Genomic DNA, 14355 nt, shown 5'->3' on the forward strand with positions numbered 1-14355 from the left:
AGGGAGGATCTGCCAATCACTCCAGGTCCCGTTCTGTCCGCTGCGGGGTGCCCTGGCCAATCTTCATGTCCGCCCCCAGCCGGGCGATGACGCTCGATTCGACATAGGGGTGTTGGCCTTGGTGATAGTCGTCTCGTAGCTGCATTCGTTCGTACCAGTGCCACACAACCAGCTCAAGACTGTGCTCCACGAGGAAGTTCTGCAGGAAGGTCTTCCTCACCAGAAGCGCCCGGCTTTCATCCCCGGGTTCCTCGTAGTGGGTGAACACGGGTGCGCCCGCAGTATCGAGCCAGCCCGGACCTCGCATATCGAAGGTCAATCCCGCGGCCTGTTGGATGAAGGTCGCAGGCAGGAGAACACTGGCGGTGTCGCCAATGGAGCAGTCGAGAATGCTGCCTTCCCAGGTGTACTCCTCGATGGTGGGTACGACCTCGATCTCTTTGCCGCCGATCGATACCCGGCGAAGGGTGTCGTGCCGGTGCGGGCAGTTCGGTCCGATACGGCCCACTTCGCCGACATAGCAGCAGTCTGTGTGGCCGTGTGAGTCGAGGAGATCACGGGTGTCGTGGCGTGATTCGTCTCGCACAGCCTTCAGGAGGGCTTCGGCATCATCCGCCTTGACGAGCAGTGTGTGGATGGTGCTCTTCTCCTGCAGGCCGCGCCATCCCTTATCGGCCATCGGATCGACCTTGTGCACGAAGCTCTTGAGTGCCACCCAGTCGTGGCCTTCTCGGTCACGAAGGAACAGGGAGTCGGCGACGGTCGGCTCGGAGGCGGTATCGGCCAGGAACCGTCTGATGTCTCCGCGGTATCGGCTGAAGTCGAGGGGGGCTGGTGGCCACTCTTCGAGGCTGATCAGCGGCGGGCTCCACGCCGTTACGCCGTTGCCGCCTCCTTCGTTGAAGGCGTGGTAGTCGATCGGGGGCAGGCTGGGGTCGATCTCGCGGTCGCCGATGATCTGGTGCAAGCCCTCATAGGGCTCGGTATCTCCGAAGTGCCGCGATGCCTGGTAGTTGTCCGCAACCCGGGCCAGCAGCTCGTGGTAGGCCATCCACTGGTACTTCTTGCCCCAGCGTTCGGCCTTGTGTCCTTCTCTTCCACCGCGCCCACGGCCGATGCGTCGGTCTTCGTCTCCGAAGAGCTTGGGTGTCCAGCCGAGACTGAGTGTGCGGCGGAAGATCCAGCGGCACGCAATGTCTGCCGGGTAGTCGTGGTCCACCGGCTGGGGATACACAAACGAGGCGTCCCAGAGCTTTCGCTGCTCTTCGCTCAGCGGATCCTCTGCACGGCTCAGAAGGGACTTGAGTCGGCTCAGTGCTTGCTCTTCAGGGTTACGCAACTGGTCGGCCAGTGTCACCTTCTGTTCTTCACTGAGCGACGCGACGAACTTCTCCCAGCGACTCTTGATGAACCGCGGCTCCCGGGGCTTCCGTTCGGGATACGTCCGCCCGAGGCGGTAGCGCGAGAAGTGATGAATGCCAGGCTGGACGACGTAGCGGGCGAAATCACCCAAGCCCATCAGCGAGAGATAGATCGACATATAGCTCTCGTCAGCCGACTGCCCTTCGCGCCCGCCGTACTTGGCCTTGAGCGTCGCTTCCGTCGGTGGCGGACCAGGCACTGCCAGCCCGTATGGGCGCCGGGACGTATCAAGCGCCGATGCAGGCAGCAGCTGCTGCGCTACGGCCCATCGGACGACGCCGCGGGCAGCGTCGAGAAGCAGCTCGTCCGGTCGGACGGGTGGGGTGAAGACCAGGTTGTGAACCAGCTCCGCGAGAGATTTTGCCTGATCAGCTTGTTGAGGAGAGCTGCGTAGGAGTGCACCGTAGGCGATCGCGACTACACGTTGGACCACGTAAGGATCGTCGACCGCCCAAAAGCGCTCGACGAGTGCGCGCATGACGTCGAGATGCCCACGTAGCAGGTGCACCAGGGCTTTGGTGGTCCAGTCCCGCATGAATCGGTTCGGCGAAGAAAGGAGCCAGCACAGGGGGATGCAGGCAAGCTCGACTACCTTGGGGTCGTAGGCGGGATAGGGTCCCGCTGCCGCCCAGCGGGCAAGTCGGGCCGCCGTTCCCGAGGCGTCGGACAGCGCGTGATACATCGCGATACCGAAGTCGCTGTCGCGCTTGGGCATCTTCCGCTGCAGGAGATACCGGTGCAGTCCCTCGCCGTTGAGTCGGTTGTCGGGCTGCGGGGCGAGGGCGAAGAGCACCTCGTAGAGTTCCGAACGGCGCAGATAGCGCTGGGCCTCGTTCAGCAGGTCGATCGTCCGCTGAGTGATTGCTTCCGAGGCACGGTACGGCAGGGTCTCCACAAGTACCTCATAGAGCCGGCGGGCGCGCCGGTGCCGGTTCCAGGCGTCCCTGTCTTCGTGTCCGTCGGGCGCCTCAGCCATCCTGATACTCAGGAAGTCCAGCAGCTCCACACCGTAGACCTCGGGGAACAGGATGGTCGCTGCCTCGTGGATCCCCCAACTGCTCTCCTCCGTCAGCCACTGTCTGACCGCTTCGTCGTTCAGCGGGTCGTCGGACAGCGCAAGGCGGCGTCTCAGGAGCAGGAAGTCAGCGAAGGCCTGGAAGACGATGCGAACGCCTTCCCCAGACCTTCCGCTTCCCAGGTGGAGGCGCTCGCGTGTGAGCACTCCCTCCTCCTGCAGAAGGCCCATGAGCCGCACAGCGTCAACTCGGGGGTCTTCGAGCGACGAGCTGACTGTTTCATGGGCGCTGTCGGCGCTCATGCTCTCGCGGCCAAGCCGGGACAACTCGTCAAGGAGAGCGTTCAGTGCATGGCGGACATGGGCCTGTGCTGCCTTCAGTTCGTAGCTTGAGGTTGCGTCGGGGCGGAGGCGGCGAGCTACCGTGCGGATCTTTGCGTCGAGGTAGCGCTCGAAGATGGCGACGCGGCCCTGGTGGCCGGTTGGAAGCGAGTGGGTGTCGGCCTCCGAGAGACTTTCGCAGTACAGGCGGAGGAAGAGTGGCAGCGTGAACTCGGGCGTCAGGAGCGGGATTTTGGGGGCTTCAAGACCATAGTGATCGAAGTAGCGCTGTGTCGCCTCGACTTCCCGCTCAGCGAATCCCGGATGTGTGCGGTGAACGTAATGTCTGTCCTCGGTGCCCTCCAGCACGAGATCGCGGTAGGTGTCACGACAGGAAACGACGAGGGCGACGTGCGGATGCCGGGCGACGGCAGCCCGCAGCCTCGGGAGGTGCGTTCGCCAGAAGTCCGCTGGTGTCGTCTCGTTGAGCGCATCGATGAAGATCAAGAAGCGGCTACCAGACGTCGCGGCAGCTTCGCCGGCGGCATCCATGGCGCTCAGGAGCACATCGCCGCCGACCGGCTCCAGGCCGAGTTGGTCCGCGACGCTCGCCCAGAGGTCACCCCTGCCGAACTGCGCACCGGCCAGGAACACTGCGGGCCGATCAGCGAGCAGAGCACGGTGGGTGGCGTCAAGTAGCAGGTGCGTCTTGCCCGACCCTGCCTTCCCTGTCAGAAAGTAGGTGCGCCGCCGGAAAGCTCGGCCAACCGAAGACTCAAGCCACGAGTGCAGTTCGTTGATCGCTTTGTCCAGCACACCGACGCCATAACCCTCGGCGCGTTGCGGAGGGCTCTGGTTCCGCTTGGGGTCGTCGCTCGGCAGCTCCCGCCACTCGGCCTTCGCCCGTCGCTCGTAGTCCCTGGCAGATTCAATGGCTTCAGCAGTGGCCGACAATTGATCTGTGAGGTGCAGGAGGGTAGTTGGAGGGTCCCCAGCTTGTGCTGCGATGGCGCTCGCGGTCGACTTCAGGGCTGCTGCCGCGTCATGGATGGCTTGATAGGCGAAGGCGCCAGGGTCGTCCTCATCCTTGACCAGGACGTGTAGATCGTTTACAGCGGTGATGACGTCGCGGCGCAGACGATTGAAATGAGTAAGGACCGCCTGGTCGAAGCCGAGCGCGATGAGGTCTTCCTGGATGGGAATGTCGACCTGCAGGTCGGGCCGGTACTTCTCGCCGGCAGCGTCGGCCTGCTCCTTATAGCGCTGCTCCAGCCAGTCGCGCCCGAGTACGACGTGATGCCACCAGAACCAGCGCCGACCGCGGTGCTCCGGCTTGGACAGCTCGTCCAGCAGGTCGCTCTCCTGCACCAACTCGAACTGAATCCTGTCGGCACCGGAGATCGTTTCCTTCCAGGTTGCGACCTTTGCCTCGTACTTCTGCCGCTGAGACTTGCGCTCCCCACCGCGCGTTCCGGTGGCAAGGTTCCAGGAGATCGCGAACGTCAGCTTGCGGAGTTCCGGTCGCTCCTTGGCTACCCGCTTCACCGAATCCGTCATGGCGGTCAGCAGCGGATCGATGCCCTCCACATGCTTGGCCTGCCAGCCCCACTCCGTGCCGTCCTGAAGCGTGGCGTACCACTCCACGCCGCCGTCAGGGTTGCCGGTTCGGATGGCCTGAGTACCTGTTGGCACGCGGTTCTTGAGCAGTTGATACGACAGCTCTTCGAATGCCCGACTCTGCTCGCCGTTCCACGCACGTAGCGTCCTGAAGCTCAATCCGCCTCCACCCCTCGTGTTCCCTTCCGGCTTGTAGACCCAGATGCGATCGCCCCTACGCCCGTCGGGGCCGATGCCAAGTCACGGGACTGGCGGAGCAGGTGAGGAGCCATGGTAGGCCAGGCGCTGGTTGCAGCTCCTTGGCCTCGCCACTGAGCCATGACCACATGTCTGGCCTCAAGCGCACAGGGGCCGAGCCCGATCGCCAGGCGATCTTTGCACCGGAAGGAAGGGTGCGCATCATGCACGGAATATTTTAAGGTATGTTTCTGCGTATACTGCGTTGAGTTGTGTGGTGCTGCACGCTGAAGAGCCTGAGCGCGGGAGGTGGGTGTCATCTTGGATGACATCGTCGACTTGGTGGCGCAGCCCGCCATGTTGACGCTGGCCCGTGAGTCGCGTGGCTGGACACAGGCTGACCTGGCACGGGAGATGACGGGCTGCGCGGCCAACGAAACGGTGTCGCAGGGGTATGTCAGCCGAGCCGAAGCCGGTCGCCTGGCAGTGAGGGGCGAACGACTCGCCCTGTTCGCCGCAGCTCTCAGGTACACGCCGGAGATGCTATGCCGCGCCGCTGACAACGGCGGGGTTGGCGTTGGGCTCGTTCACCATCGTAAGCGCGCCTCCATGGGCGCACTGGCACTGCGACGCGTTCACGCGACGCTGGCGGTTACACGCCTCCAGGTGGAAGCCCTGACGGCCGCGAGCCACGACGACGAAAAGCATACGTTCAGGCATATCGCGGTCGACGACTTTGATACGCCGGCCGATGCCGCGGAGACCCTGCGGTTGGAGTGGGGGCTCCCGTCTGGCCCCGTCCCGAATGTGGTAGAGGTGCTCGAAGCCGCCGGCGCACTGCTCGTGGCCCGCGATCTCCAAACTCGTGAGCTGGATGCCGTGAGCCAGTGGCCGCACGGTGAACGCCCGCTCGTTCTGCTCAACTCGACTGCCCCTGCGGACCGTTATCGTTTCAGCCTGGCGCACGAACTCGGGCACATCGTGATGCACACTGAGCCTGGGGACGGACGCTTGCAGGAACAGCAAGCCGATGAATTCGCAGCCGAGTTCCTCATGCCGCACGAGAGCATCGTGGCCGAGCTCCGGCCGCGTGTGGACTTGGCGCGGTTGTTGGAACTGAAGCGTCGGTGGAGGGTCTCGATGGCAGCACTCGCCCGCCGAGCCAAGTCACTTGGCATCCTCACCGAGTGGCAGTACCGCTCGCTCATGGTGGAGATGTCCGCCCTGGGCTACCGAACCACCGAACCCGTCACCCTCGGGTTCGAGAACCCGCGCCACCTTGCCGAGGTCGTGACCCGACTGAGGCGACAGCACCACCTCGACCTGTCCCAGGCAGCCCACCTGGCCGGCCTGGAACTCGAGGAGTTCACCGAGATCTACTCGTGTCCTTCCTCCACCCCCGGTGACCCCACGGCCACCGGATTCACCAACAGGTAGGTGACAATGGCAAACTCGCCGTTCCCCGGCCGCGCCCCCGCCCTGCGGGTCCTCGATGCGTCGGTACCGGCCACACCCCTGCTGCAGGGACGTGTACTGCTGCATGAGAACGCCCGCTTCGTACCGCAGATGCGGACTCCGCTCGACGATGACCTCGGTGGCGTCGTCACGACCGGGGAGAAGGCGGGTGAACGCGCCTACCAGCTCCGGACCTCCGGCTACACAGGCGCCCTGCTGATCGACACCGCGGCCTACAAGACACACACGGCGACAGCCGATGAACCCTTTCTGCTGGACGGCAACGATCTGTTCGACACCGTCGGCACCTCGCTTCAGCTGCAGAAGGCCCGCGGTGCCAGCGCCGCTCTCACACCGACCGGATATATCCCTCCGGGGGCCTCCAGGGCGCTCAAGGCAGTCATGCGCCAGTCCGAACGCATCGAGCGGGCAGACACAATCGTCAACCTCCCGATCGACATCGCCTGGCTCACCGACGAATTCCTCAGCCAGCTGATCGCCGTCTGCAAACGCATCCCGCATCCGAAGGCTCTGACGCTGTTCCGGCAGTTCGATCCGATGAAGCAGGCCAAGAGCGTGCCCGCCAATCTGCGCCGCGTCGTAGCCGAGCTGCCTGACGTCGCCCTGCTGCGGACCGATCTGGCCGCGTTGGACGCACTCGCGCACGGTGGACTGTTCGCCGGTATCGGTGCCGACAGCGCCAGTCGGCACAGCATTCCGCCCGGCGAGCGGGCATTGTTCAACCCCAACGGCGGTGGACCCCAATATCCGTCAGTGCTGATGCCGAGCCTGATGTGCTTCAAGGGCGCTCAGTCCCTGACCCGCCTGTACGCCAATCACCCACCGGCAACGTGTAGCTGCGATGTCTGCGACGGTCGCGGCCTGGACCGATTCAACGATCCGGGCGGCGAGGCGCGACGCGAGTCGGAAGACCACAACATCAGCACCTGGAGCACCTGGGTCATCGAGATCGCCAGCAGGAAGCCCGGGCTGGAGCGTAAATCGTGGTGGCGCGACAAGTGCGCCGCAGCCATCGCGCACTACGCCCTGGAAAACCAGCGCCTGGGGCTGTCCGCAAATTCGAAGGCGGGCTTTGTAGTCCCTGACCCCCTGGAGGCCTGGGCGACGCTGCCGATCACGTGAGGCACATCACCGAGCGTAGAGCTGCTTATACGCCTCTTCCACGAACCTCCAGCCGGCCACGGTGTGCCGGCGCCGAACGAAGGGACGAGGCGGGACAACGACCTCAACGTCATTGCCGGTCGCGACGAGCAGCCCAATGCCGTAGAACTCTGCCTCCATCACGGCGTCATCTCGACGCCGCAGAGGCCGGTCGATGAAGACGGCCCGTGCGCAGAACGGCGTGAACCATTCGGCTTTTTCCTTGGCGGAGGCCCAGCCTTTGCCCGGGACAACGGCCAGATCGACTCGGATGGGGTGGGTTGCTTCGCGAACGACGACGTTGTCCTGACGGGCAACCGTTCCCGCGGGCATCCGCCGCAGGACACGCTGCTCCGAGTCGCTCAGCGAAGTCGCCGGAACAGGCTCGCCCAAGGGAAGGTTCATCAGCAGGTCCAGTGCCCGAGGATTGGTGAGCTCCCGCGTGCCGACGCGAGCACGTCGCTCGATCTCGTCCTCGTTTTCGCTGTACGCAACTACGGCATCGATACCGAACATGTTCAACACGCCGATATCCGCACCCCGAGGGAACAGAGTGCCAGGCGCCGCCGCACCGGAGATCGCTTCCGCCGGACCCCGCGCCGCCACAGCCATGCTGCTACCTCTACCCTCGCCTCGAGGAGGCTCGCCCTTCACAGACGACCGCCTACTTACCTACCGGTAGGAAACCTTTCACGGAATGGGCTGAACGCGCCAGCACTGACGGCCGCGGCTGCCGCACCCATGACGACCACGCTGCCTGCCAGGCACAACTGAGGCACTACGTCCCGGGTCACGGGCACAAGCCTCTGTCTTCAGGTCAGGCTAGTGCTGTCATGCCTGCCCCGCCGACGGAGTGACAGCGATGACCCTAGTGCGAGCCCTCAGCGGTCCACAACGGTCGTCTTACCATGCAATCCAAACGTTTCCCGCTCTTGATCGATCATACGGAATGCTCGCTCAAGTCGTTCAAGGCTGGGGCACTGAACTGATACGAAGATCCCGCTCTAGCGCAGGCTGATGTCGTGGACAGACCAGCCGCGGGCCGTCATCGCCTCGATGTGCGGTTCCGCTCTTGTGCGGTGCGCGGCGAAGGCGAGCAGGTGGGTGGGGCGGGTGGCGCCGACGAAGACGAGTTGCGCCGCGCGCTGGATCGTGACCTGGGCCTTGGAGGCGTCCTGCTGTCGGCTCAGGAGTCCGAGGACTTCGTGTACGTCGTACTTCTTGCCGCTGCGTTCCAGGCATTCGAGGATGAGTGTGGCCGCGTGTGTTTCGCCCTTGGCGCTCTGGATCGATCCCGCAACCGACGCCACCACACCCTGGTCCGCATCAGCCAGCGCATCGGGCACGGGCGCTGGCTGGGCGACGTACGGGATGTGAGCAAGGGGATCTGCGAGACGGGCGACGCCCTTCAAGGGGCTCTGGGTCAGGTCCGGCAGCAGCCGCAGCAGCCGGGCGGTGAGGACAGCCCATTCGGCGTGGCTATCGAGTGGGCTTGTCAGCAGGTCGTGCAGGAGCAGTCGTGCCCGGCCTCCGGCGGTGGCCGGGTTTCGGTCCAGTCGTCTCAGCGGGGGTAGGCCGCCGGCACTGGCGAGTCGGGCCACATTACGGATCGCGTTCCACAGGAGGGTGACGGCTGCGTGGTTGTCGCCGGATTGCCGAAGTGCCTGGGCGGTGCGGGTCGCCGTGATGAGACTGCCGGTTACTTGGACGGGCGTGCTGGTGAAGCCGGGTACGTAGCAGGAGAGGGATTGTGGAAAGGCCTTGGCGCTTCCCCGGATGAGGCGGGCGCCCAGTACGCGGGGCGGGTTGTCCAGCAGCAGCTGGCGGGGGACCGTGACCGCTGCCATCCGTTCGAAGGCCGGTACGACCTCGGTGACAGTGTCGTCATCGAAGAGCAGCAGGGCGACGGTCCCGTCGTGGCCGGCGCCGTCGATGTGTTGGCGGCGGTGGACCGTGAGGTCACTCGCGAGTGCTGCGATCTTGCTGCCGAACCTGCGGCTGACGGGGAGTTGGGCGGCGTGAGGCAGGGGGAACGACGAAGGCTGTGCGGCATCCGGTCCGTCGGCGAAGATGCGCTGGTTGACGTCACCGACTCGCTGGACGACTGTGCTCGGCGAGCCGAAGACCTTGTCGAGCAAGCGTTGTTGGAGGTCACTGGTGTCCTGCATTTCGTCCAGGAGGACGAAGGGGAAGCGGTGGGCGGCGGCCAGCGCGAGCTGGGGGTGGTGAAAGAGGTGGTGCTCGGCGAGGGCGAACATGTCGTGGTAGCGGAAGACGCCTCGCTCGGTGAGCGTTTCTTTGAGAGCGGCGAATTGTTTGCCACTGTCGCTGGATGCTTTGAAGGGCGGGGTGCCGTCGGGTCCTGTCGCGACCAGTTCTCCGGCGTCGCACACGTAGCGGGCCTCGGCGACGAGCCCGGGGCCGTTCGTGCGATGCCCGAGTGCATTGTTGAGTTTGCGGAACCGGGGGTGGCGTTCGAGCAGCCGAAGGGCTTCGTCCGCGTAGGCCAGGTCGTCCACGGTCTGGACTTCAATACCCCGGGACCGCAGGGCCGGCAGCGCCAAGAAGGTGTTCGTGAAGGCCTGGATCGTGCCAATGAAGTGCGGGTAGTTCAGTAGACGGCGTCCCGCCAGCGTGACGGCAAGGCGGTGGGTGATCTCGTCCTTGGCCGTGTTGGTGTGGGACAGGACGCAGATGCCGCGCGTGGGCGAGGCCCATCCCTGGCCCAGGAGGGCGAGCTTGAGCCCGATCAGGCTGGTCTTGCCCGAGCCGGGAGCTGCTTGGAGATCCAGGGATTCCGCGCTCTGGATGAAGTCCCACTGTTCCTGGTGCGGCAGTTCGAGGCCGAGTTGTTGGGCGAGTGCCTCGACCTTGTCCTTGATGAAGACGTCAGGGGCGTAGGGGGGTGTCATCGCTCAGACCTCGCTGCACAGGTACGTGAAGGCGGCCACGAGATAGGGCGGCAGATCGTCCTCGGTCACGGGCGTGGTATGGAGCAGCCGGGCGGCGTGGTGGGCGGCGATCGGCTTACTGGCCCGGCTCATGCGCAGGGGTTCGTAGATGTCCAAGGCCGCCTTTTCCAGGGGCACTTTGCTCTCGCGCCACTTGGTGACCTCCTCCTTGGCCAAGCGGTCCAGGTCGGCCAGCTTGTCCGCGGTGGGCCAGGTGGTCTTGGAAGCGACAGCGGCGCGGACGGCCTGGTGCATGAGGGTCGCCATGGTCCAGGAGGCGGCGGCCAGGTCGTATTCCAGCGTCCAGCGGTTGGAGACGAAGGTGCGCACGTGCCCGCTGTCCTCTTCCTTCAGCGCTGCGACGTGATCGTCGATCTGCTGCTGGGTCATCTCCGCCGAGCACTTCAGCTTCTTGCGCATCTCCTCCGAGGTGCCGGCGGGGACCAGGTCCCGGTCACGGATGCAGGCCACCGCGACCGGGATCTGCTCACCGTCGCGTTGGAAGATCCGGCTGTAGCGGAAGAGACCGACGCCGCCGACGTTGACAACGCTGACCCCGCATTCACTGAAGGACCGGCCCACCGCCTGGGCGAGTGCGGGCAGGACGATGGCTTCAGCATCGCCCTCGACAATGGCCACACTGCGGGCGAAGAACAGGTTGGCCTTGGTCACGTCGAGGAAGCGAGTGAGAAAGGCGTAGTCGCCCTCGTCGAGCCGGGTCAGTCCCGGGGCCAGGCGGTAGGTGGATCCACGGGCGACGAGGGTGAAGTGTTCGACCGGGATGGCCGAGGCCAGGTTGGGGCTGTGGGTGGTGAGGATGACCTGGACCGGCGGCGTCCCCGCGGTTTTGGCGGCCTCGGCGCGTTCGCGCAGGAGGTCCATGATGCGGGTCTGCAGCTGCGGGTGGAGGTGGGCTTCGGGTTCCTCGATCAGCAGCAGGGGCGCGAAGGCGCTGTTGCCGAGCAGGAGCAGTTCGGCTGCCATGAACAGGGCGTTGTTGTATCCCAGTCCGTGCCTGGTCCACTCCCCCGTGCCCGCGAACAGGGTGAGTTCCAGCCGTTCCAGGGCGCGGGCGAGGGTGGCGTCGCCGGCGACGCCGATCTCGGCGCGCAGGGCGTCGGAGCCGATGGAGAACTTCTGCAGGTAGCCGGTGTTGATGTCGTTCCGGGCCGCCTTCACCGCATCGTTGTCGCTGATGTGGTGTTCCGCGCGGCGCAGGATTCCGACCAGCGTGCTGGCGCTGCCGGTCTCCTCGTCGTAGTCGTCGTCGCCTTGTGCGCGCATGGCCGGGTAGCCGGCGAGGATCTGCGAGAGGCGCGATCCCCGACCGGAGCGCAGTTCGGCCTCGGCATCCCGCAACGGGCGCAGGTAGGTGGCCTTCAGTAGTTCGCGCGCGGCACCGTCCAGAGCGGGTCCCTGTCCGTCGCGTCCGGTGCGCGTGGTTACCGAGACCCTGTGGGGAGGCAGCGGCTCCATCAGCTCCGCTTTGACGGTGACGTAGAGGGCGACGTTGCCGTCGTCGTCGGTGGTGAGCAGTTCCAGGAAGACCCCTTGTTCTTCCGTCGTCAGGTCCTTGAAGCCGCAGGTGATCTTGAAGGTGCCTGCTCGGCCGTCCGGTCCTACGTGGAAGTCGTCACGCGTGATCCGGTAGAAGTCAGCTGCCGTGGTCAGCAGGCACAGGCGGATCGCGTCGATGATGGCCGTCTTGCCGCTGTCGTTCTCGCCGACGAGGACGTTCGCGGCGGGACCGAACTCCAGATTCAGACTGGCGTCCGCGTCGCCGCTCTTCTGCGGGGACGAGCCGAAGATCCTGAAGTTTTCCGCGTACAGACAAGCCAAGTACAACGACGCCCCCGAGAGCCTGAGGCCCATGCCCTCGACAGCACAGGCGGCTGCAACCGCCTCATGTGCCCCACCCGCACGCGGTTTTGACGCATCATACGATTTCTCTCGACACTTGTGCCCCAAGAACTAAATACATCCCCGGCTGCTAAAAATGGACATGCCAAAATCGTGTCGGTCGCCTCCCGGGTCGGAGCGCATCAGCCAGGTCACCCGGGCGCGCCGGAAGGGTGGCCGAAGGAGCGCCCAGGGTCGGCCCGACAACAGGCCGTCCATGCGCCGCAGTACAACAAGGGCTGGCCGCCTCGGCGGCTTCCTGTACACCACACGCGCGAGCCTCAGGACGGACCGCGAGACAGCGAGGACAGGCCACGACCCCAGCACCGCCTGACGAAATCACGATTCTCGGATTGTCACCTCGAACCATCGCGGGCGGAATTACCGGATTCTTCCTGGGCGATGTGATTGACGAGTTTCCCCGGTTCCACATCGAGTCCTGCAGCGATGTCCAGGAGCGTAAGAACGCTGGGGCTGCGCTGTCCGTGCTCGATATAGATGAGGCCGCGGAAGCTCAACCCGCTGCGTTCTGCGAGTTCTTCCAGGCTGTATCCCCGCTCCTCTCTGAGGCGACGGATTTGCATACCCAGGGACAGGAGTCGCGGGTCCGGTGACGGTTCACGTGCTGGCACACGGTGACTCGACCGTCACACCTTTGCGTACACCATGAACAGGTGTGCATAACTACTGGTTGTAGCGGACAGCATCGCCCTGACGGACAGCAGCAAGGCCGCCGCGCACGTCGCCAGGCCAGGACGGAAGGCTCGGCGACGAGTCCAGCACCCAGCTCAGTTTCGCGGGCAGGACACATGAGCAAGCCAATCGAGCCGTTCGACCGCTGGCACAAGAGATATCCAAAACCAGAACGCGGTGACACACCGTGCCAATGCGGTACGCCACAGCAGCCTCTGTACCCGTCTGCGGACCACGGCCGCGGCCATCGCTGGCAGGCCCGGTACACCGACTCCGCAGGAAAGGAGAAACGGCCGACCTTTGCCACCTGGCAGCAAGCCCGCGACTGCTTGGACAAGGTGCTCGCGGATACTGAAAGACGGACGCCGCGAGACAACAATCCAGGCAGCCTTTCGGTTGAATACTTCGCAACCGAGATGATGGAGAGGAGGCGCAAGCGGAAGAAGAACACAAATACCTGCGACACTTACGAAAGCCATCTCCGCAACCACATCCTGCCGTTCGCCGGCCACCGCACCGCAAGCAGCCTGCGCCGCCCCGATTCCATGGCCTTCGTCGACTACCTCCTCGACAAGCAAGGCATCGACTCGGCCTGCACCGTCGTCCAGATCTTCAAGACCTGGCGCATCCTCGTGCATTACATGCTGGACGAGGACGTCCCGCTCCCTCCCAACATCGTGGCGCGGATCGACCTCCCGGACGTCACCCCCCGCGTCAAAGTCGCACTGTCTCCTGGGCAGGTCGCCGCGGTCGCGGCGGCAATGCGGACGGTCGCGCCGCGCTACGAGGTCCTGATCTGGCTCGGAGCCTGCGCCGGATTACGCCAGGGCGAGGCCTTCGGGCTGAAGCGAAGCCAGGTGGCCTGGAAACACGACCTGCTGCACATCGAAGAACAACGGCAGCGCGGTAAGGCCGTACGCCTCAAGACCAAGGCCAGTTACGCGACCTTGCCGGTGGATCGCTTCCTGACTGAGCGGCTGACACACCACGTGTCACGCTTCTCCGAGCCCGAGCCCGTTTCGCCAGCCGCCCAACGCCGCCGCCAGGCACGCGGCTACGTCGAGCCGCCGGACGAGGGCTTGATCGTCACGAACCGTTATGGCCGGCCCGTACTGATCAGCGACTTCCACCAGAAATGGCGAAAGGCCGTGAAGCAAGCCGGGCTTCCGGAAAGTACCCGCTTCCACGACCTCAAGCACTTCTACACCACCACGCTCGGCGGCTCCGGCATGCACGACCCGAAAACCGTGCAAGCACTCTCCCGGCACGCCAAATTCTCCGAGACCTGGGATACCTACGCCCACCCGCCCCTCGCCGTGGAGGAGGTCATGGTCACGGTGTTCGGAACCGCGTTCTCACACATCGACGCTCCGACGACGTCGTTGCGGAACGGGTCTGCCTTCGTGGCTTGCGCGGCGTCCGCGTCCTGAGCGCCTGCCCCTCCTGCCTCCAACTCCGCGTCCAGGAGCAGTCTCAGTCCTTGCTTCGATGGCCGTCTCAGCAGATTGACCGCGCCTCCCTCTGTAGTCCTCACAGGGATCCAGCCAATTCGCAGCGGTACCCGGTTGCCCCGGTTCGAACTTTCGACCGGGGTTCGGCTCCTGGCTGGGCCCTGGCCGCGTCGAACAGCACGGCAGCAGCTCT

8 protein-coding genes are annotated in these 14355 nt (G+C 64.9%); 3 read left to right on the forward strand and 5 right to left on the reverse strand.

Annotation, left to right across the window (positions count from 1 at the left end):
* Positions 1-16: 16 nt before the first annotated feature.
* The gene (locus GWK25_RS32175) at positions 17-4534 is read right to left on the reverse strand and encodes a hypothetical protein (RefSeq protein WP_215455082.1); all 4518 of its coding nucleotides are present in this window, start codon (positions 4532-4534) and stop codon (positions 17-19) included.
* Between the two features lie 339 nt (positions 4535-4873).
* Between GWK25_RS32175 and GWK25_RS32180 the strand changes: the two genes are divergently transcribed.
* Positions 4874-5989 (forward strand): ImmA/IrrE family metallo-endopeptidase, encoded by a 1116-nt coding sequence (locus GWK25_RS32180; RefSeq protein WP_251829128.1) that lies wholly within the window; start codon positions 4874-4876, stop codon positions 5987-5989.
* Positions 5990-5995: 6 nt separating this feature from the next.
* The gene (locus tag GWK25_RS32185) at positions 5996-7150 is read left to right on the forward strand and encodes a hypothetical protein (RefSeq protein WP_215455083.1); all 1155 of its coding nucleotides are present in this window, start codon (positions 5996-5998) and stop codon (positions 7148-7150) included.
* A gap of 6 nt (positions 7151-7156) precedes the next feature.
* Here GWK25_RS32185 and GWK25_RS32190 read toward each other — a convergent pair whose 3' ends face one another.
* The 4 genes from GWK25_RS32190 to GWK25_RS32205 form a co-directional block, all read right to left on the reverse strand.
* A complete protein-coding gene (locus GWK25_RS32190) occupies positions 7157-7780 on the reverse strand; it encodes a hypothetical protein (protein WP_251829129.1) in 624 nt (207 codons plus the stop codon).
* A 392-nt stretch (positions 7781-8172) separates the two neighbouring features.
* Positions 8173-10080: a UvrD-helicase domain-containing protein gene (locus GWK25_RS32195; RefSeq protein WP_215455084.1), complete on the reverse strand. Its 1908-nt coding sequence runs from the start codon at positions 10078-10080 to the stop codon at positions 8173-8175.
* A 3-nt stretch (positions 10081-10083) separates the two neighbouring features.
* Positions 10084-11991: an ATP-dependent endonuclease gene (locus tag GWK25_RS32200; RefSeq protein ID WP_215455085.1), complete on the reverse strand. Its 1908-nt coding sequence runs from the start codon at positions 11989-11991 to the stop codon at positions 10084-10086.
* Positions 11992-12374: 383 nt separating this feature from the next.
* The gene (locus tag GWK25_RS32205; RefSeq protein ID WP_251829130.1) at positions 12375-12602 is read right to left on the reverse strand and encodes a helix-turn-helix domain-containing protein; all 228 of its coding nucleotides are present in this window, start codon (positions 12600-12602) and stop codon (positions 12375-12377) included.
* A gap of 225 nt (positions 12603-12827) precedes the next feature.
* On the opposite strand from GWK25_RS32205, the gene GWK25_RS32210 reads away from it, so the two are divergent.
* Positions 12828-14141 carry a site-specific integrase gene (locus tag GWK25_RS32210; protein WP_251829131.1) on the forward strand — a complete coding sequence of 438 codons (1314 nt, stop codon included), beginning with the start codon at positions 12828-12830 and terminating at the stop codon, positions 14139-14141.
* Positions 14142-14355 lie beyond the last annotated feature (214 nt).

This window comes from Streptomyces sp. ATCC 21386, from assembly GCF_018728545.1.
Classification (GTDB): Bacteria; Actinomycetota; Actinomycetes; order Streptomycetales; family Streptomycetaceae; genus Streptomyces.